At 40.8% G+C, this 21,452-nt stretch carries 9 protein-coding genes; 1 reads left to right on the forward strand and 8 read right to left on the reverse strand.

Translation table 11 applies throughout. From position 1 onward, the window contains the following. The 4 genes from DKG77_RS15565 to DKG77_RS15580 form a co-directional block, all read right to left on the reverse strand. Positions 1-2,536: proprotein convertase P-domain-containing protein (locus DKG77_RS15565; protein ID WP_207785472.1), on the reverse strand; the 2,536-nt coding region annotated here is incomplete at its 3' end. A gap of 282 nt (positions 2,537-2,818) precedes the next feature. Next, entirely contained in the window at positions 2,819-4,774 is a 1,956-nt protein-coding gene (locus tag DKG77_RS15570; protein WP_109665048.1) for an OmpA family protein, read from the reverse strand. 12 nt (positions 4,775-4,786) lie between these two features. Continuing rightward, entirely contained in the window at positions 4,787-5,737 is a 951-nt protein-coding gene (locus DKG77_RS15575; protein WP_109665051.1) for a PorP/SprF family type IX secretion system membrane protein, read from the reverse strand. 14 nt (positions 5,738-5,751) lie between these two features. Then, positions 5,752-10,383, reverse strand: a complete 4,632-nt coding sequence (locus DKG77_RS15580; protein ID WP_109665054.1) for a T9SS type B sorting domain-containing protein — start codon at positions 10,381-10,383, stop codon at positions 5,752-5,754. Between the two features lie 397 nt (positions 10,384-10,780). Between DKG77_RS15580 and DKG77_RS15585 the strand changes: the two genes are divergently transcribed. Then, complete coding sequence (locus tag DKG77_RS15585; RefSeq protein WP_109665057.1) at positions 10,781-12,370, forward strand: peptide chain release factor 3; 1,590 nt, start codon at positions 10,781-10,783, stop codon at positions 12,368-12,370. A gap of 49 nt (positions 12,371-12,419) precedes the next feature. On the opposite strand, the gene DKG77_RS15590 is transcribed toward DKG77_RS15585, so the two are convergent. The 4 genes from DKG77_RS15590 to rplL all read right to left on the reverse strand — a co-directional run bounded on the left by DKG77_RS15590 (position 12,420) and on the right by rplL (position 21,452). Then, positions 12,420-12,731, reverse strand: a complete 312-nt coding sequence (locus DKG77_RS15590) for a DUF3467 domain-containing protein (RefSeq protein ID WP_109665060.1) — start codon at positions 12,729-12,731, stop codon at positions 12,420-12,422. Between the two features lie 58 nt (positions 12,732-12,789). Further along, positions 12,790-17,088 carry a DNA-directed RNA polymerase subunit beta' gene (gene rpoC, locus DKG77_RS15595; protein WP_109665063.1) on the reverse strand — a complete coding sequence of 1,433 codons (4,299 nt, stop codon included), beginning with the start codon at positions 17,086-17,088 and terminating at the stop codon, positions 12,790-12,792. A gap of 45 nt (positions 17,089-17,133) precedes the next feature. Further along, on the reverse strand, positions 17,134-20,943 hold the full coding sequence (gene rpoB, locus DKG77_RS15600) for a DNA-directed RNA polymerase subunit beta (RefSeq protein ID WP_109665066.1): 3,810 nt from the start codon (positions 20,941-20,943) through the stop codon (positions 17,134-17,136). A 128-nt stretch (positions 20,944-21,071) separates the two neighbouring features. Beyond that, the gene (gene rplL, locus DKG77_RS15605; protein ID WP_109665069.1) at positions 21,072-21,452 is read right to left on the reverse strand and encodes a 50S ribosomal protein L7/L12; all 381 of its coding nucleotides are present in this window, start codon (positions 21,450-21,452) and stop codon (positions 21,072-21,074) included.

The following is a 21,452-nucleotide window of genomic DNA, read 5'->3' on the forward strand; positions in this document are numbered from 1 at the left end:
TGACCACACTGATGTCCGCAGCGGGGACGTCCCCGATACATTCCACAGTGATGCCCGAAGGGTCGCTCGCCGTGGGATCGGTCGTATCATTGACCGTGATGGCCTGGGTGACGTTGATGCTGTTGCCTTCATCATCAGTTACGCTATAGGTCCTTGTTATTGTTCCGGGGTTGCTCCCCACAAGTCCGCTGTCGCTTACAAAAGCGACTGTAGGCGTACCACAATTGTCCGCCTCGTCGGTGACCACAGTGATGTCCGCCGCTGGGACGTCACCGATACATTCCACCGTGATGCCCGCAGGGTCGCTAGCCGTGGGGTCTTCATTGTCAACAGTTATTGTTGTGACTCCTGTTATACTTAAAACTGGGTCTCCCGTTGTTCCCCCATATTCTACCACATATCCCTGTGCTTGATATGGTCCGGAGGTAGAGGTTGTATTTGGTAAATCATTCCAAGATCCTGGTGTTGACGTCACAGAAACATCTGTAATGTGTGCGTAATCTTCATTTCCCGATTGGTTGGGTTCTCCTGCGTTCCAAAAAGCAAAAAAATCCGGTGCAGTAGTTGTACCTCCTGCAGTTCCAGACCAAAAAGGAGTTCCTGCACCTGCATTGGCAAGGCCTTCTGGACCCGTAACCCATCTCCAATCTCCTTCTGTTGCGGCATCACTACCGCCAATCCAACCCACTCCTGTAGTTTGTGAACCTGAGAAATCCGCTTCTGCCTGAGAAGTTAAGGTTGCTAAATACCCTTGCAGACCAAAATACGTTCTTAAAGCAGCCGCATCCCGAGCGGCAGTCCATGTGATATTAGGGCTAGAAATGAACTCATAATAATGACCTGTGGGTGGCAAAAAGTTAGCACTGCCTGGAGTAATTGAAAATTGCCTACTTCCTGCAGGGCTTACTGCACTGCTAGAATATTCAACAGCCAAAACTGCTGCTTCAAATTCTGCAAAAGTAGTAGGTCCTTGCAAGGTGAGCTCACCTTCGGTAGCATCCCACGTTGCCGTAATATTTGGATGTGTTCCAGTAAGCGTCAATAAATCTTCTCCATTTATATATCCTGAAGATATTTGTATATAAATCGCGTCTGTTGTTGTATCGTCTGGATCTGTTAAACTGAATGTTTCTGCTATAGGCAATGAGGTTCCTGGACAATATGCTTGGTCTCCAGTTACCGTTAGTACCGGGGGTTGATCAACCGTAGGTGAAATTGACTCACTTAAGTCATCTGAAGTTGCATTACTATCTGTTTGGTCTGCAGTTACTGAAGTAATTGTATTTGTAATGGTTGAACCGCTTGTACTACCATCAACACTAGCTGTAATATTTAAGGTTGCTGTATTTCCGTTATTCAAAGTACCAATAGTCCATACTCCTGTACCAGAATTATAGGCCCCATCATCACTTACATAGGACACTCCAGCTGGTAAAATATCTATTAGACTTACATTGGTTGCATTTGTTGGTCCATTATTTACAACACTCAGGGTGTAAACAACATTGGATCCTTCTGAAGGTGTGCTATTATCAACAGTTTTTGAGACTGCCAAATCTGTTGGAGCAGCTGCCGTACAAACCTCAATTGAAAAGCTGTTTAAAGTACCTGTATCTCCATTAAAATCATCAAATATTATTAAAGTCCAGGTTCCACTAGGGTCTTCACCAATAAAATCTGATAGATTTCCTTCGGGTCTAAAAGTACCTGTAAAAGGTGCACCTCCTGCAGTTATTGCCGTTCCTGCGGCATCATCAAAAACCGTGTTTGTATAATTATCTCCACTACCTCCATTATCATCAGATAAATTCACGGTAGTACCGGCAGGACTTCTAAGGCTTATATCTAAATCTGAATCCCAGGTATGGGTGATGTTTATGGTAACATTTACATCGGTAATTGTCCCAGATGCCAAACCGCTTACGTTGGAATTCAAGGTAGTAAGGTCAAAAATTGTTGATCCTGGTGAAGAGGAAATTGAGCTACAGCTCGATGCGGTTCCTTGTACCAAGAAATTGTCAATTTCAAAAAACTCGCTGCCTCCAGTATTGTACATGGTAATCCTGAAGTCTATAGTCCCCCCCGACAAACCAGTTACACTGTATGAAGATTGTATTGGATCAGATGGCGAAGTATCTCCAGAGGCGTTTTCAATTTCTATGTAGGTTCCTCCGTCAATTCGATACTGAATTCTAAAAACATCTATTCCGAAGTCTAATCCTCCTCCAGAATTAGCATCGAGACTGAAAGATACATTGGTATAACCAGTGATTGTTATGGGGTTTGTAGTCCAGTATGCCGTGGTATTATCTGTATTCTGACCTCGTAAAACTTGAGATCCCCCGGATGTGCGGACATCCACATCTCCATCATTAGTGGACCACGTGGCCGTACTAGTGCCTGTTCCGGCCCCTGTTTGAGTACCGTTGGCATAACTTTCAAAATCTTCTGACCAAATTGTAGTCTGGCCAGAAACGGCAAAGGTTCCTAGAAAAAGAATAAATAGGATTAAACTTTTATTATTGAGGTTTTTCATGTACAAACACTAATTTGGAAATTGACGTATCATTTCCGCATCATCAAAATCTCAATAAAAATAGATTGGAAGCCCTTGTGTGCCCAAAAAATGTTGTCTAGACCTCTATTACGCTAGTGAAGACTATAAATAATGGTGTATGTCTTTTCATTAATCCCCAAAAAATGTTAAAATTCAGGTATTTTATCGATAAGGGCTTTAAAATAGAAATCTGACAGAGAGTAGAAACCCAGTTTTTCTGCTATTTTACTAGGTAAATTCTTGAAGTAAATGGGGAGAAAATTATTCAAAAATAATAAACTCCGATCGTCTATTTAGCTGATGTTTTTCTTTGGAACAGGGAGTCCCATTTGCACAGTCATTTACCAATCTAGTTTCTCCATACCCTTCTCCTTGGAGTCGATCGGCAGAAATTCCCTTGGAAATCATATATGCTACAGTAGATTGTGCTCTTTTTTGAGATAACCATAGATTATAAGCATCGTTACCTCTACTATCTGTATGGGAATTCACTTTAATCTTTAAACTTGGATATTTCTCCATTGCCACGATAACCTTTTGAATTTCAATCTCAGCATCAGCCCGAATATCAAACTTGTTCAAATCAAAATAAATCGTACTTAATTGCAGTAGTTTAGCCAAATCATCACCAAAACCTCCTGTTACCACATCGCGTTCTAAGTAAAAGTCAACAATCCTTGGCTTTCCATATGACTTATTAAGGTATTCTTCCGCAGGAACATACCCATCTCTGGATGCTCTAACAAAGTTTCCTTTTGAGCAATCAAGGCCCAAAACGTAATTCCCTTTTGAGTCTGTAATAGTAGAGGAAACTTCATTGTTCTCTTCATCGATAATCTTTACAGTAGCTCCTACTAAAACTTCATTTGATATTCTATCCCTCACGGTTCCAGTAACGTCCTGCAAGCAATCCAAAACCAAAGGTTCAGTTTCTTCAAATTGGTAAATATCATCTTCTCCTAAACCACCCGTTCTGTTTGAGGAGAAATAACCTTTTTTGGTCTCATTCTCTAAGATAAATGCAAAATCATCATGGCTCCCATTTACAGGTTTTCCAACATTTACCACGGGTTCTCCAAAATTCCCAAAGGTGATTTTTGTGGCAAAAATGTCCAATCCTCCTAGTCCTTGATGTCCATCGGAAGAGAAATAAAGCACCCCTTCTTCTGTAATAAAAGGGAATGTTTCTCGTGAACTTGTGTTGATATTCTTTCCTAAATTAACTATTGGTCCGTAAGTACCATCGCCAATAATGTCTGTCATGAAAATATCCGATTCTCCGACAGTTCCCGGCATATCAGAAACAAAATACAACTTCTTCTCGTCTGGACTCAATACAGGGTGCGCAACCGAGTAGGAATCATTGTTAAATGGTAACTCTACTACGTTAGTCCATTCTCCATCAACCAATTCCGCGCTATAAATTTTTAATCGTATAACTCCGTTTTGATCTTTATACTTTTTACCATCCAAGAAGTTGTTTCTTGTAAAGTACATTGTATATCCATCTTTGGTAACTACGGAGGTAGATTCATGAAGTCTAGTATTGACGTCCCCCTCCAATTTTATCACTTTATTGTTGGAAACACTATCAGCGTTTACTTTGTACAAGTCCAAAAAGTCCCTAGAATTCCAGGTATGTCTGTAACGGGCCAAGTTTCCTGTATCTCTATCAGATGAAAAGATTAGTCCTTTTTCGTAGAATGAGGCTGCAAAATCTGAATACTTACTGTTGTAAGGAAAGGGCTTAACATCATATCTTCCAGAATTCTCTTCTATTTTGGCTAGGTAATCTTCATCATAAAAATCACTATAATCATTGATTGAAGTCATTTCCTTGAACTTGGTCATTACTTCTGCAGATTCATCGTAGCTTCCCAGGGTTTTTAAACTTTGGGCGTATCTAAAAAAATAATCAGGTTCAGTTCCATCTGGAAAAGTCTCTACCAGTTTTTTGTAAACATTGGCAGCTTCTTCATATTTGGCATTGAAATAGTAGGCATTTCCCAGACGTTTTAATAAATCTGAAGACACATAACCTTTGTCCAATACTTTTTTATAAATATCTATTGCAGGGCTAAAAGAATATTCATCATACTGCTCATCTGCTTTTGCCTTCACTTTTGCCTGCTGCTTCTCATTCACCTTATCTTGTGCCAAGATATTGGTTACGTATCCTGAAAAAACAATTATGAGTATAAGTATTCTTTTTAGCATTTTACACTGTAATTAAAAGAATCTAGGTGATACGGTTTTTTGAAACGCTTTTAACAACTCCAGCCTTAAAAAAACTTCAAAGGAGCCATCGTTAAATTGGGTTCCTCCTAATTCTGTTGTTTCTCTATCATAAGCCAGACCAAGCATAATCTGATCCGTTACTTGAAATCCTGCTAATGCACTGACCGCTGCATCCAATCTATATGCCGCACCAAAGCTAAATTTATCCGCAAAAAGAAAATTTGCAGAGATATCAACTTGCAATGGTGCCCCACCAACCGCTTTGGTCAACAAAGCTGGTTTAAATTTAAGATCTGCATTTAAATCAAAAACATAACCTGTGATCAGATAGAAGTTTATTCTTTCCGTGGCCAAAAAATTTACCGCTTCTGGGTTATTTGAACCATTGTCAAAGTATTCCGTTTCCAAAATGCTTGGTGCAGAAATTCCAGCATAGAATTTGTCTGTATGATAATATATCCCTAGTCCAAAATTTGGAGAAAATTGGTTATCTATATTATCTTGATTTACCACTTCTTGGTCAAAATTTCGAAGACCATTGAAGTCTAAACTGAGCATGTTACCCCCTGCTTTCAGCCCAAAAGAAAGTTTAGAATCAAGTCCTACATCAATGGTGTATGAAAGCACAGCATCCAAATATGTTTCTTGAACCACGCCATCTCCAATATTATCATTTACAATTGAAACCCCGTAACCTAATCTGCTATTGCGAATGGGTGAATGCAGGTTTAACGTAAAGGTCTCTGGAGCTCCGTCCAACCCAACCCATTGGGAACGATATAATCCTGCAAAACTTAATTGTCCTCTTGATCCAGCGTATGCAGGGTTAACACTCAATGTATTAAACATATATTGTGTGTATTGAGCGTCTTGTTGGGCAACAAGACTCTGAAATATCATTCCAATAAATAAAAACGGAATTAAAAAATGTTTTTTAATCATTCTCTTTCAATATGTTACCTACTTATGTATATGTATTCGGAGTCTGTAAAACTTCCTTCGTCCGTTTCGTAGTCAAATATATAAAAATATACTCCGGCCGGAAGATAATCGTTCGCACTCAAAGTTGATCTTCCTCTAGACCTCCCATCAAAGACATTGTTGATATTATTGTAGTCTTTTCCTTCGTATACTGCGACCCCCCATCTGTTAAAAATTCTAAGTGTACTTGTTTTAATATTTCTAACTCCTCTTATAAAAAGGAAATCATTTTTTAAATCTCCATTAGGAGTCAACATTTGGTTAACCAAAATATTTTCTAAAGATACTGTAACTGTGACAGTAGCAGTATCGCAGTTATCTGAATTAGCGGCCTCACAAATTGTATATTCAATGGTATAAGTACCATCACGGGTACCAGGAATTACACTTACAATTCCATCATCATTGATGGTCAGTTCACCTGTGGGGTTGGAAGTCAGAATCACATCTGACGAGATAATTGATTCACCATTAAGGGTGTCGTTGGAAAGTACATCACTATCCAAAATAACTCCTCCTGAACTATTAGAACTGTATGCATCATCCACTGCATCGATCACATTCATGCCAGGACCGACTTCAACGGTAACAGTTCCCGTATCACAGTTGTCCACATCTGCAATCTCACAAATCGTGTATTCAATGGTGTAAGTCCCTTCGGGGGTTCCAGGTTCTACACTCACACTTCCATCTTCAGTGATGGTCAATTCATCTGTGGGCGTGGAAGTCAGAATCACATCTGATAAGGTAACCGGTTCACCGTTAAGGGTGTCATTGGAAAGTACATCACTATCCAAAATAACTCCTCCAGAAGTATCAGAACTGTATGCATCATCCACTGCATCGATCACATTCATGCTAGGACCGACTTCAACGGTAACAGTGCCCGTATCACAGTTATCGACATCTGCAATCTCACAGATTGTGTATTCAATGGTATAAGTCCCTTCAGGAGTTCCAGGTTCTACACTAACACTCCCATCTTCAGTGATGGTCAGTTCATCTGTGGGCGTCGAGGTTAGAATCACATCCGACAAGGTAACAGATTCACCGTTCAAGGTGTCATTGGAAAGTACATTTCTATCCAAAATCACTCCTCCCGAGCTATTGGAGGTGTAAGCATCGTCCACTGCATCGATAATATTTAACATGTTGGGGTCCAAGTAGTCAGGGGTGCCGTCTTCATCCGTATCATCGTTGGTGGGGTCACCGTCCTGATCCACATCCTCGTCAGGGGTGTCGATACCGTCACCGTCATCATCAAAATCCCTATAGTTCACGTCCTCGGTACCGTCCGTATCGGGAAGGTCGTTCGAAGGGTCGTCTATCTCATCGTTGACATCATAGCCATCGTTCACATCACTGCCCTCATAGCCATCGTCCAATCCGTCGTTGTCCGTATCGGTGCCCGTGTACGTCTGGTCGGGAATCCCATCAAAATTGAAGTCGTTCCCTTCATTGTTGTCCGCCACTAGGTCGTTGTCACTGTCATCGTCCAGATAATCTGGCTCGTCCTCGCCATCCGTGTTCTCGGGGGTAAGACCGCCAAGGTAGGCAGAGTTCACTCCGTCGTTCGCAGTATAGGTCGCCTCGTCATCATCGTTCGGTGCAATATATCCCGTAGTGGGCTGTGCCTCAACATTGTCCGGAATGCCGTCATCGTCACTGTCGATGTCCAAATGATCGGGGCGGCCATCACCGTCACTGTCCAATGGATCCGTCAACGGATCGTTGTCATTGTCAAGGTTCGGGTCCTCCACAGTGTCCAAGATACCATCGTTGTCGTCATCTAGGTCAACACTGTCAGGTACGCCGTCATCGTCCGTGTCATCACCATCTTCATTAGGGTCTAAGTAGTCAGGGGTGCCGTCTTCATCCGTATCGTCGTTGGTGGGGTCACCGTCCTGATCCACATCCTCGTCAGGGGTGTCGATACCGTCACCGTCATCATCAAAGTCCCTATAGTTCACGTCCTCGGTACCGTCCGTATCGGGAAGGTCGTTCGAAGGGTCGTCTATCTCATCGTTGACATCATAGCCATCGTTGACATCACTGCCCTCATAGCCATCGTCCAATCCGTCGTTGTCCGTATCGGTGCCCGTGTACGTCTGGTCGGGAATGCCATCAAAATTGAAGTCGTTCCCTTCATTGTTGTCCGCCACTAGGTCGTTGTCACTGTCATCGTCCAGATAATCTGGCTCGTCCTCGCCATCAGTGTTCTCGGGGGCAAGACCGCCAAGGTAGGCAGAGTTCACTCCGTCGTTCGCAGTATAGGTCGCCTCGTCATCATCGTTCGGTGCAATATATCCCGTAGTAGGCTGTGCCTCAACATTGTCCGGAATGCCGTCATCGTCACTGTCGATGTCCAAATGATCGGGGCGGCCATCACCGTCACTGTCCAATGGATCCGTCAACGGATCGTTGTCATTGTCAAGGTTCGGGTCCTCCACAGTGTCCAAGATACCATCGTTGTCGTCATCAAGGTCAACACTGTCCGGTACGCCGTCATCGTCCGTGTCATCACCATCTTCATTAGGGTCTAGGTAGTCAGGGGTGCCGTCTTCATCCGTATCGTCGTTGGTGGGGTCACCGTCCTGATCCACATCCTCGTCAGGGGTGTCGATACCGTCACCGTCATCATCAAAGTCCCTATAGTTCACGTCCTCGGTACCGTCCGTATCGGGAAGGTCGTTCGAAGGGTCGTCTATCTCATCGTTGACATCATAGCCATCGTTGACATCACTGCCCTCATAGCCATCGTCCAATCCGTCGTTGTCCGTATCGGTGCCCGTGTACGTCTGGTCGGGAATGCCATCAAAATTGAAGTCGTTCCCCTCGTTATTGTCAGCCACTAGGTCGTTGTCACTGTCATCGTCCAGATAATCTGGCTCGTCCTCGCCATCAGTGTTCTCGGGGGCAAGACCGCCAAGGTAGGCAGAGTTCACTCCGTCGTTCGCAGTATAGGTCGCCTCGTCATCATCGTTCGGTGCAATATATCCCGTAGTAGGCTGTGCCTCAACATTGTCCGGAATGCCGTCATCGTCACTGTCGATGTCCAAATGATCGGGGCGGCCATCACCGTCACTGTCCAATGGATCCGTCAATGGATCGTTGTCATTGTCAAGGTTCGGGTCCTCCACAGTGTCCAAGATACCATCGTTGTCGTCATCAAGGTCAACACTGTCCGGTACGCCGTCATCGTCCGTGTCATCACCATCTTCATTGGGATCTAGATAATCAGGGGTACCGTCACCATCGGTATCGTCGTTGGTGGGGTCACCGTCCTGATCCACATCCTCATCTGGGGTGTCGATTCCATCTCCGTCATCATCAAAGTCCCGGTAGTTAACTTCCTCAGTGCCATCCGTATCGGGAAGGTCGTTAGCAGGATCGTCTATCTCATCGTTCACATCATAGCCATCGTTGACATCACTGCCCTCGTAGCCATCGTCCAATCCGTCGTTGTCCGTATCGGTGCCCGTGTACGTCTGGTCGGGAATCCCATCAAAGTTGAAGTCGTTCCCCTCGTTGTTGTCAGCCACTAGGTCGTTGTCACTGTCATCGTCCAGATAATCTGGCTCGTCCTCGCCATCCGTGTTCTCGGGGTTTATTCCTTCCTCTTCACCGCCATCATAAGCATTATCTAGCCCATCCTTATCATCATCTTCTCCAGTAGGTGGAATATAACCTGCTGTAGATTGCCCTTCCACATTATCAGGAAGACCATCATCATCACTATCTATGTCTCTAAAATTGGGAAGTGGATCATCATCACTGTTAACAGGCGTAATACCCTCACCGCCACCAGGGTGAGACTCATAATGATCATCCAATCCGTTACCATCACTATCAACACCGCAAGGTGCTTGAAAGTAATCTGTTTTTTGTGCTTCTACATTGTCGATAATACCGTCATCGTCACTATCAATGTCTCTAAAATCTGGGTGATGGTCAGAATCTGTATCTATTGGAGTCAAGCCTTCACCTCCACCTGGGCAACTTTCGTAATGATCATCCAATCCATTCTTATCCTTATCTATTCCGCAAGGCGCTTGAAAATCTGTTGTGGTTTGAGCCTCCACATTATCCAAAATGCCGTCATCATCTGAATCTATATCTACATAATCTGGGTGGTGGTCATAATCGGTATCAATTGGGGTTAATCCTCCACAAGCACCTGGAGTTTCTTCATAAGCATCGTCTAATCCATTACCGTCTTTATCTTTTCCTGATGGTGGTATATATCCGTGGGTTGTTTGCGCCTCAAGGTTATCTAGAAGACCATCATCATCAGAATCTATATCCAAGTAATCTGGAATATTGTCTCCATCCGTATCTGTTGGATAGGTCCAATAACAATCATCCCCATCTTCATTTTGATCTTCAATGGTATTAATTATTCCATCTCCGTCAATATCTATATCTTTTTTATCTGGAACCCCATCACCATCTGTATCGATATCGGGAAGAACGAACAGTTCCAAATCTATTAAAGTGTCAGGAGCATTACTAAATGAAGTGACCGTAAGATATACGGCAAATCCTGCTATTAAAAAAAGACTGTATGAAACCTTTTTCTTAAAATCTAAGAAAGTATTTTTTTCCATAAATGACAGTTTTGGTCAACTAATCACCATGGCCTGTAGTTCTCGTAAGTGTAAGAAAATGGGGCTTTTCTTATTAAAAAATGGTTATTTGTGTTCTCCTTGCACCAAATAATCTCAAACGCATAATTAATGCATTTAAAGCTTATCACCTATTTTTATCGATAAAAGGCTTATTCCTCATCATTACTAACCACTTATATTAATACGTAGGGTTCTCATAAAAAGATTACGATATAGTAAAAAACAAAAACCTTAAGCGTACGAAAATTACTTTACTTTTTATTTTTAGAGGCCATTTTTTTTCTTTTTTTGTTCTAATTATATTAACAATTATTTATAAACCCCCTAATTAATTATAACAGGGATATTTACGTTATTTTTGCCGAAATTTTCTCCGATGGATTTTGATAAAGAGATAGCAAGACGAAGGACTTTTGGCATTATTTCTCACCCAGATGCCGGTAAAACAACACTAACAGAAAAGTTATTGCTTTTTGGTGGTGCCATTCAAGAGGCTGGTGCGGTAAAAAACAACAAAATCAAGAAATCAGCTACGAGTGATTTTATGGAAATTGAACGCCAAAGGGGAATTTCTGTTGCCACATCGGTGTTGGCATTTATTTACAATGATAAAAAAATCAATATCCTTGATACGCCAGGGCACAAGGACTTTGCTGAAGATACTTTTAGAACCTTAACCGCCGTGGATAGTGTTATTGTGGTCATTGATGTGGCCAAAGGTGTAGAGGAACAAACTGAGAAATTGGTAGAAGTCTGTAGAATGCGGAATATTCCCATGATTGTCTTTATCAACAAATTGGATAGAGAAGGGAAAGATGCGTTTGACCTTTTAGATGAAGTTGAACAAAAACTAGGTTTATCCGTTACCCCTCTTAGTTTTCCCATTGGGATGGGTTATGACTTTAAAGGAATCTATAATATCTACGAAAAAAACATCAACCTCTTTAGTGGGAATAACAAGAAAAACATTGAGGAAACGATTGCTTTTACTGATATAGAAAGTACAGAACTTGAAAACATTATTGGTGAATCTGCTGCATTAGAATTAAGGGACAATCTGGAGTTGGTGAACGGAGTTTATCCGGAATTTGATAAAGATTCCTACTTAAAAGGTCAACAACAACCTGTGTTCTTTGGATCAGCGTTGAACAATTTTGGAGTACGAGAGCTGTTAGATTGTTTTGTTGAAATTGCACCTCCACCAAGGCCTAAAATGGCAGAAGAACGTTTGGTGGAAGCAAGTGAAAAAGATTTCTCAGGCTTTGTATTTAAAATACATGCTAATATGGACCCGAAACATCGCGACCGTTTGGCATTCATAAAGATTGTTTCTGGTACTTTTGAGCGGAACAAACCCTATTTACATGTGAGGCATGGTAAAAACTTGAAGTTCTCAAGTCCGAATGCATTTTTTGCAGAAAAGAAAGAAATCGTTGATATTTCCTATCCCGGGGATATTGTTGGGCTCCATGACACCGGGAATTTCAAAATTGGAGATACGCTTACCAGTGGCGAGAAATTAAGCTATAAAGGTATTCCAAGCTTTTCTCCGGAGCACTTCAGATATATTAACAATGCTGACCCCATGAAGGCCAAACAACTATATAAAGGTATTGATCAACTCATGGATGAGGGTGTTGCCCAATTGTTTACATTAGAACTTAATGGTCGCAAGGTTATTGGTACCGTTGGTGCGCTTCAATATGAAGTTATTCAATACAGGCTAGAGCATGAATATGGGGCCAAATGTACGTACGAAAACTTTCCTGTGCACAAGGCATGTTGGGTAGAAGCAGATGACGCCTCCAATGATGAATTTAAAGAGTTCAAAAGAGTGAAACAGAAGTTTTTGGCCATTGATAAACGAGGGCAGTTGGTCTTTTTGGCCGACTCTCATTTTTCATTACAGATGACACAGCAAAAATACCCTTCAGTTAAGCTTCATTTTACTTCGGAGTTCGACTAGAAATAAGTTTGATAAAAAAAAGCCCATAATCTATGATTATGGGCTTTTTTTACGCCTCTCCTGTAGGCCCAAAATTTAAAGGGATTGGAGGCTGTTCATAATCCTTTATAGTACCATGAGCTTTTTCAAACCTAGTAACGTTATCATTCAAGGCTTTCAAAAACTTTTTGGCATGTTGCGGTGTCAAAACAATTCTGCTCTTAACCTTGGCTTTAGGTGCCCCTGGCATCATACTAATAAAATCTACTACAAATTCGGACACTGAATGATTGATGATTGCCAAATTGGAATATATTCCCTCTGCAGTTTTTTCATCCAATTCTATATTTATTTGCTTCTGGTTTTGATTTTTCTCCGCCATTGTATTTTCATGTATTTGTTAAAAAGAAAACCCTGACGATATCGCCAGGGTTTGTTCATTAGAATTTGAATTCCTCTTTTCGGGCCATGATTTCATCGTATTCCTCCTTTGAGCCTACAATGATACTGTCATAATCCCTCATACCAGTACCGGCAGGAATTTTATGTCCTACGATAACATTCTCCTTCAAGCCTTCTAAGGTATCGACCTTACCACTTACCGCGGCCTCATTCAATACTTTGGTAGTCTCTTGGAAGGATGCAGCTGAGATAAACGATTTTGTCTGCAACGAGGCACGTGTAATACCTTGCAAGATTGGGGTTGCAGTAGCTGCAACGGCATCTCTTGCACTAACAAGGGCTTTATCGGCTCTTCGTAATACAGAATTTTCATCCCTTAATTCACGTGCAGAAATAATCTGTCCCGCTTTAAAGTTTTCAGAATCTCCAGGTTCTTCAACAACCTTCATTCCAAAAATCTCATCATTTTCACGAATAAAGTCATCTTTATGCACCAATTGATTCTCTAAGAAAGTCGTATCTCCCGAGTCTTCAATACGTACTTTACGCATCATTTGTCTAACAACAACTTCAAAATGTTTATCGTTGATTTTTACACCCTGTAAACGGTAAACTTCTTGTACTTCATTTACCAAATACTGTTGTACCGCTGATGGTCCTTTGATTGCCAAAATATCTTCTGGAGTAATAGATCCATCGGACAAAGGCATACCTGCACGAACGTAATCGTTCTCTTGTACCAAAATCTGATTTGAAAGTTTCACCAAGTATTTCTTGATTTCACCCAATTTTGATTCAATAATAATCTCACGATTACCACGCTTTATCTTACCAAAAGAAACTACACCATCAATCTCAGAAACAACTGCTGGGTTAGAAGGGTTACGTGCTTCAAAAAGTTCCGTTACCCTTGGCAGACCTCCTGTAATATCACCTGCTTTTGCAGATTTACGTGGAATCTTAACCAAGATTTTTCCTTCTTTGATCTTATCTCCGTCATCCACCATAATATGTGAACCAACAGGCAAGTTGTAAGAACGTAGTGTTTCTCCCTTACCATCTTTAATCAATAAGGTCGGTATCAGTTTCTTATTCCTTGATTCAGAAATTACTTTCTCTTGGAAACCAGTCTGTTCATCAATCTCAACTTGGTATGTAACTCCTTGCTCAATGTTTTCATAAGCAATCTGACCAGGGAATTCGGAAACAATTACACCGTTATATGGATCCCATTGACAAATTACAGTTCCTTTCTTGATTTTATCTCCGTTCTTAATGAACAATTGTGAACCGTATGGAATGTTATTCGTACTTAAGGTAATTCCTGTGGTACCATCAACAACTTTTATTTCCGAAGTTCTAGAGATTACAATATTTGCTTTTTCTCCATCACTGTTTTCTCCAACAACTGTTCTTAAATCTTCGATTTCTGCAACACCATCAAACTTCACCTCCAACTTGTTATCCTCAGAAATGTTACCTGCAATACCACCAACGTGGAATGTACGTAAGGTCAACTGTGTACCTGGTTCACCAATGGATTGTGCTGCAACGACACCAACAGCTTCACCTCGCTGAACCATTTTATTGGTTGCAAGGTTTCTACCGTAACACTTACCGCAAATTCCTTTTGGTGCCTCGCAAGTTAAAGCAGAGCGTACTTCAATACTTTCAATTGGAGCCGCTTCAACTCTTTTCACATCAGCCTCAGAAATTACTTGGCCAGCGGCCAATACCAATTCCTCATTCAATGGATTATATACATCATGAAGTGACACCCTTCCAAGAATACGTTCTCCAAGAGTTTCCACTACTTCCTCATTCTTCTTCAAGGCTTTTACTTCAATTCCTCTTAACGTACCACAATCTTCAATATTAATGATCACATCTTGAGAAACATCTACCAAACGTCTTGTCAAGTATCCTGCATCTGCAGTTTTCAAAGCGGTATCGGCAAGACCTTTACGAGCACCGTGAGTGGAGATAAAGTATTCCAAAATAGATAACCCTTCCTTAAAGTTGGAAAGAATAGGGTTTTCAATGATCTCCCCACCTCCGGCAGTAGATTTTTTAGGCTTAGCCATCAAACCACGCATACCTGTCAACTGACGAATCTGCTCTTTAGAACCCCTTGCACCAGAATCCAACATCATATATACAGAGTTGAAGCCTTGCTGGTCTTCGCGAATTCTCTTCATCGCCAATTCAGTCAACATGGCATTGGTAGAAGTCCAAACATCAATAACTTGGTTATATCTTTCATTATTTGTAATAAGACCCATGTTATAGTTGGCCATGATTCCATCAACTTGCCCATTGGCTTCGTTGATCATTTCATGCTTTTCCGGTGGAATGATAATATCACCTAAACTAAAGGACAATCCTCCTTTAAAGGCAAAATCATATCCCATTGATTTTATCTTATCCAAAAATGCCGCGGTAGTAGGTACGTCTGTAACCCCAAGAATATCCCCAATGATATTTCTTAGTGATTTTTTGTTCAATACTTCGTTAATATATCCTGCTTCTTCAGGAACAACGGTGTTGAACAGTACTCTACCAACAGTTGTAGCAATAATCTGACTTACAAGCTCTCCTTCTTCATTAAAATCTTTGGCCCTAACCTTAATTCCTGCATTCAAATCAACCATTCCTTCATTAAAGGCAATTTCTACTTCTTCTGCAGAATAGAACGTTAATCCTTCACCTTTGATAGGAACTTCTTTTGTTGATTTTCTTTCCTTGGTCATGTAGTAAAGACCCAAGACCATATCCTGTGAAGGAACGGTAATTGGAGAACCATTTGCAGGGTTCAAGATATTTTGAGATGCCAACATCAATAATTGAGCTTCCAAAATAGCTTCTGGGCCCAATGGCAAATGCACCGCCATCTGGTCACCATCAAAATCCGCATTAAACGCCGTACAAGCCAATGGGTGCAAACGAATAGCTTTACCTTCTATAAGTTTTGGCTGGAATGCCTGTATACCCAATCTGTGCAATGTAGGGGCACGGTTCAATAATACCGGGTGTCCTTTTAGGACATTTTCAAGGATATCCCAAACAACAGGCTCCTTTTTATCTATAATTTTCTTTGCAGATTTTACGGTCTTTACAATACCTCTTTCTATCAGTTTTCTGATAACAAAAGGTTTGTACAGTTCCGCTGCCATATCTTTTGGAAGACCGCATTCGTAAAGGTTCATTTCTGGACCAACAACAATTACGGAACGAGCAGAATAATCCACACGTTTACCCAAAAGGTTCTGACGGAAACGACCTTGCTTACCTTTCAATGAATCTGAAAGTGATTTTAAAGGTCTGTTCGATTCTGTTTTTACCGCCGAAGCTTTTCTTGTATTGTCAAAAAGAGAATCCACAGCTTCTTGAAGCATACGTTTCTCATTTCTCAAGATTACCTCAGGAGCCTTAATTTCCATTAATCGCTTTAAACGATTGTTACGGATAATCACTCTACGGTATAAGTCATTTAAATCTGAAGTAGCGAAACGACCACCATCCAACGGCACCAACGGACGTAATTCTGGTGGAATAACCGGAACTACCTTCATGATCATCCATTCAGGTCTGTTTTCTCTATTATCTTGAGACTCACGTAACGCCTCAACAACTTGAAGCCTTTTTAAAGCTTCTGTTTTACGTTGTTTTGAAGTCTCTGTGTTCGCCTTATGTCTTAGACTGTATGAAAGTTCTTCCAAATCAATTCTAGACAGTAAATCAATTAGGCACTCCGCACCCATTTTGGCAACAAACTTGTTAGGGTCTGTATCTTCCAAGTACTGGTTTTCTGCTGGAATGGATTCCAAAATATTAAGGTATTCCTCTTCGGTCAAGAAATCCATTTTATTGATTTCTTCACCTTCTGGCCCTTTGGCAATACCAGGCTGGATTACAACATATCTTTCATAATAGATAATCATATCCAACTTCTTGGATGGTAATCCCAATAAGTATCCTATTTTATTTGGAAGTGAACGGAAATACCAGATATGCGCCACAGGAACAACAAGGTTAATGTGCCCAACACGATCTCTACGTACTTTTTTCTCTGTTACTTCAACACCACAACGGTCACAAACAATACCACGGTAGCGGATACGCTTATATTTACCACAAGCACATTCGTAATCCTTTACAGGACCAAAAATACGCTCACAGAACAGCCCATCACGTTCGGGTTTGTGCGTTCTATAGTTTATAGTTTCGGGTTTTAAAACCTCTCCACGGGACTCAGCTAAGATTGACTCCGGAGAAGCCAGTCCTATGGAAATTTTATCAAACCTTTTTGGTGCGTTATTATCTTTTATTCTAGCCATAACAATATGGAGATGATATAATTAAAAATGCTTTTCTATAGTATTCTACTCTTCCAGTCTGATATCTAAACCTAATCCCTTAAGTTCATGCATCAATACATTGAAAGATTCTGGCAACCCAGGTTCTGGCATGGTTTCACCCTTAACGATGGATTCATACGTTTTTGCCCTTCCGATAACATCATCCGATTTAACGGTCAATATTTCTCTTAGTGTGGCAGAAGCTCCATACGCCTCAAGTGCCCAAACTTCCATCTCACCAAAACGCTGACCACCAAACTGAGCTTTACCACCCAATGGTTGTTGTGTAATCAACGAATATGGTCCAATAGATCTAGCGTGCATTTTGTCATCTACCATGTGTCCTAATTTCAACATGTAGATAACACCAACGGTAGCTGCTTGGTCAAAACGTTTTCCTGTTCCACCATCATAAAGGTGTGTATGTCCAAATCTTGGTACGCCAGCCTCATCAGTAAGTTCATTGATCTGATCCAAGGTAGCTCCATCAAAAATTGGGGTTCCATACTTTCTTCCCAATTTAAGTCCGGCCCATCCCAACACGGTCTCATAAATCTGACCAATGTTCATCCTAGAAGGTACCCCCAATGGGTTCAATACGATATCCACAGGAGTTCCGTCTTCCAAGAAAGGCATATCTTCTTGACGCACAATACGCGCAACAATACCTTTGTTACCGTGACGTCCTGCCATCTTATCACCAACCTTTAGTTTACGTTTTTTAGCAATGTAAACCTTGGCCAACTTCATAATACCTGCTGGCAGCTCATCACCCACTGAAATGGTAAACTTATCTCTTCTAAGATTTCCTTGAATATCATTCAATTTAATCTTATAATTGTGCAACAAGTCTGCAACCTGTTCATTGGTTTTGCTATCGGTTGTCCAACTTCCACCCACTAAATGAGCAAAATCATCAACAGCGTTCAACATTTTGATGGTATATTTCTTTCCTTTTGGAAGTACTTCTTCACCAAGATCGTTCATTACACCTTGCGAAGTTTTTCCATTGATCAACCCAAACAGTTTTTCAATGAGAACATCTTTCAATTGTTCAAACTTCACTTCGTAATCCATCTCCAATCTAGAGATCGCTTCCTTATCTTCTGAACGTTTTCTCTTATCCTTTATAGAACGTGAGAATAATTTCTTATCGATAACGACACCTCTTAAAGATGGTGATGCTTTTAGTGAAGCATCTTTTACGTCTCCTGCTTTGTCACCAAAAATAGCGCGCAACAGTTTTTCTTCTGGTGTTGGATCAGATTCACCTTTTGGTGTAATCTTACCAATCAAAATATCACCAGGTTTAACCTCCGCACCTATTCTGATCATCCCGTGCTCATCCAAATCTTTGGTAGCTTCTTCAGAAACGTTAGGGATGTCATTGGTAAGTTCTTCAGCACCTAGTTTGGTATCTCTTACTTCAAGCGCATACTCATCAATATGGATAGAGGTAAAGATATCTTCGCGTACTACTTTCTCAGAGATTACGATGGCATCCTCAAAGTTGTAACCTTTCCAAGGCATAAATGCCACTTTTAGGTTTCTACCAAGTGCCAACTCTCCTTTTTCTGTTGCGTAACCTTCACATAAGACCTCTCCTCTTTTAACCTTATCTCCTTTTTTAACAATTGGTTTTAGGTTAATACTTGTCCCTTGGTTCGTTTTTCTAAACTTGACCAAGTTGTACGTCTTGGAGTCTTCCTCAAAACTTACTAAGCGCTCATCTTCAGATCTGCTGTACTTAATTGTTATTTTCTGTGCATCTACATATTCTATAACACCGTCTCCTTCCGCATTGATCAATACTCTAGAATCTGTAGCCACTTGCCTTTCCAATCCTGTTCCCACAATTGGAGATTGTGGTTTTAACAATGGAACTGCCTGACGCATCATGTTTGATCCCATCAAAGCCCTGTTTGCATCATCATGTTCCAAAAATGGAATCAAAGATGCAGATATTGAAGCAATTTGATTTGGAGCAACATCTGTATAGTTAACTTCACTTGGATCTACTACAGGGAAATCACCTTCTTCACGTGCAATGACTTTATCATCCTGAATCTTCCCCTTCTCATCCATTGGGATGTTTGCTTGGGAAATTTTCATTCCTTCTTCTTCCTCTGCACTTAGGTATCTAAACTCTTTAGTATCAACAACTCCGTTTTCAACCTTGCGGTAAGGAGTTTCCAAGAAGCCCATTGGGTTTACTTTTGCAAATACGGACAGCGAAGAAATCAAACCAATGTTTGGTCCTTCTGGAGTCTCAATAGGACATAATCTTCCGTAGTGCGTATAGTGAACATCACGTACTTCAAACCCTGCTCTTTCTCTAGAAAGTCCACCAGGTCCTAATGCCGATAATCTTCTTTTGTGTGTAATCTCTGCCAATGGATTTGTCTGGTCCATAAACTGAGATAGCTGGTTGGTACCAAAGAACGAGTTGATTACAGAAGACAATGTCTTAGCATTAATCAAATCTATTGGTGTAAACACTTCATTATCACGAACGTTCATACGTTCACGAATGGTACGCGCCATACGTGCCAAACCAACTCCAAACTGAGATGACAATTGCTCACCAACAGTTCTTACACGACGGTTGGACAAGTGATCAATATCATCAATCTCTGCTTTTGAGTTGATCAACTCAATCAAATATTTGATGATCGTGATGATATCTTCCTTGGTCAAGACTTGTTTGTCCATTCCAATGTACAACTGTAATTTTTTGTTCATTCTATAACGACCAACTTCACCAAGGTTGTAACGCTGATCCGAGAAGAACAATTTGTCTATGATACCGCGAGCTGTTTCTTCATCTGGCGGTTCTGCATTACGCAATTGTCTATAGATGTGCTCTACCGCTTCTTTTTCTGAGTTGGTAGGGTCTTTTTGCAATGTATTATGGATAATTGCATAATCTGACTGCGCATTGTTCTCTTTATGAAGCAAGATAGTTTTTACATCTGCTTCTATAATTTCATTTATATGGTCTTTTTCAAGAATGGTATCACGATCTAAAATAATCTCGTTTCTTTCAATAGAAACTACTTCACCCGTATCTTCATCCACAAAATCCTCATGCCAAGTATTCAAAACTCTTGCGGCCAATTTGCGGCCCAATACTTTTTTAAGACCTGCATTAGAAACCTTTACCTCCTCAGAAAGGTCAAAGATTTCCAAAATATCCTTATCTCTTTCAAAACCGATTGCACGGAAAAGTGTGGTAACCGGTAATTTTTTCTTTCTATCAATGTAAGCGTACATAACGCCATTGATATCTGTTGCGAATTCAATCCAAGAACCTTTGAAAGGAATTACTCTTGCTGAATACAACTTTGTTCCGTTTGCATGGAAAGACTGTCCAAAGAAAACCCCTGGAGATCTATGCAATTGCGAAACCACAACACGTTCGGCACCATTGATCACAAAGGTTCCACTAGGTGTCATGTATGGAATTGTACCCAAATACACATCTTGAACAATAGTTTCAAAATCTTCGTGCTCTGGATCGGTACAATATAATTTTAAGCGTGCCTTTAACGGAACGCTATAGGTAAGTCCACGTTCTATACATTCTTGAATGGAATATCTTGGCGGATCTATAAAATAATCAAGAAACTCAAGTACAAACTGGTTTCTGGTGTCTGTAATTGGAAAATTTTCCATGAAGGTATTGTAGAGACCTTCATTTCCTCTTTCATCAGATTTTGTTTCAAGTTGAAAAAAGTCTTGGAACGATTTAATCTGAATGTCCAAGAAATCCGGGTATTCCGGTATGTTCTTAGCGGATGCAAAATTTACTCTTTCAGTATTGTTTGTGAACATCTATGGACAAATTTTGATAGTGAATTCTCTAAAGGGTAACGTGTGCCATCACACGTTGCTGTAAAAACAGGCTAAGGTCTAACCGTTTTACGGAAAGACCTTAACCAATATTTGTATGGTAAAAGCTATTATTTAAGCTCAACTTCTGCTCCTGCTTCTTCCAATGATTTTTTGATACCTTCTGCCTCATCTTTGGCAACACCTTCTTTAACAGCTTTTGGTGCGCTGTCAACGATGTCTTTAGCATCTTTCAATCCTAAACCAGTTAATTCTTTAACTAGTTTTACTACTGCCAATTTAGAACCACCGGCAGCTGTAAGGATTACATCAAATTCTGATTTTTCCTCAGCAGCCTCAGCTTCACCACCACCAGCTCCGCCAGCAGCAACAGCTACTGCAGCAGCAGCAGGCTCAATACCGTATTCTTCTTTTAATATGTCGGCCAACTCATTTACCTCTTTTACTGTAAGGTTTACCAACTGTTCTGCAAAATCTTTTAAATCTGCCAT

This window comes from Flagellimonas aquimarina, assembly GCF_003149745.1.
Classification (GTDB): Bacteria; Bacteroidota; Bacteroidia; order Flavobacteriales; family Flavobacteriaceae; genus Flagellimonas; species Flagellimonas aquimarina.

What these genes read in the sequence shown, in the direction of transcription:
- rpoC (WP_109665063.1), bottom strand. Translation starts at nt 17,088, where the DNA reads ATGGCTAGAATAAAAGATAATAACGCACCAAAAAGGTTTGATAAAATT.
- DKG77_RS15580 (WP_109665054.1), bottom strand. Translation starts at nt 10,383, where the DNA reads ATGGAAAAAAATACTTTCTTAGATTTTAAGAAAAAGGTTTCATACAGT.
- rpoB (WP_109665066.1), bottom strand. Translation starts at nt 20,943, where the DNA reads ATGTTCACAAACAATACTGAAAGAGTAAATTTTGCATCCGCTAAGAAC.
- DKG77_RS15570 (WP_109665048.1), bottom strand. Translation starts at nt 4,774, where the DNA reads ATGCTAAAAAGAATACTTATACTCATAATTGTTTTTTCAGGATACGTA.
- rplL (WP_109665069.1), bottom strand. Translation starts at nt 21,452, where the DNA reads ATGGCAGATTTAAAAGATTTTGCAGAACAGTTGGTAAACCTTACAGTA.
- DKG77_RS15590 (WP_109665060.1), bottom strand. Translation starts at nt 12,731, where the DNA reads ATGGCGGAGAAAAATCAAAACCAGAAGCAAATAAATATAGAATTGGAT.
- DKG77_RS15575 (WP_109665051.1), bottom strand. Translation starts at nt 5,737, where the DNA reads ATGATTAAAAAACATTTTTTAATTCCGTTTTTATTTATTGGAATGATA.
- DKG77_RS15585 (WP_109665057.1), top strand. Translation starts at nt 10,781, where the DNA reads ATGGATTTTGATAAAGAGATAGCAAGACGAAGGACTTTTGGCATTATT.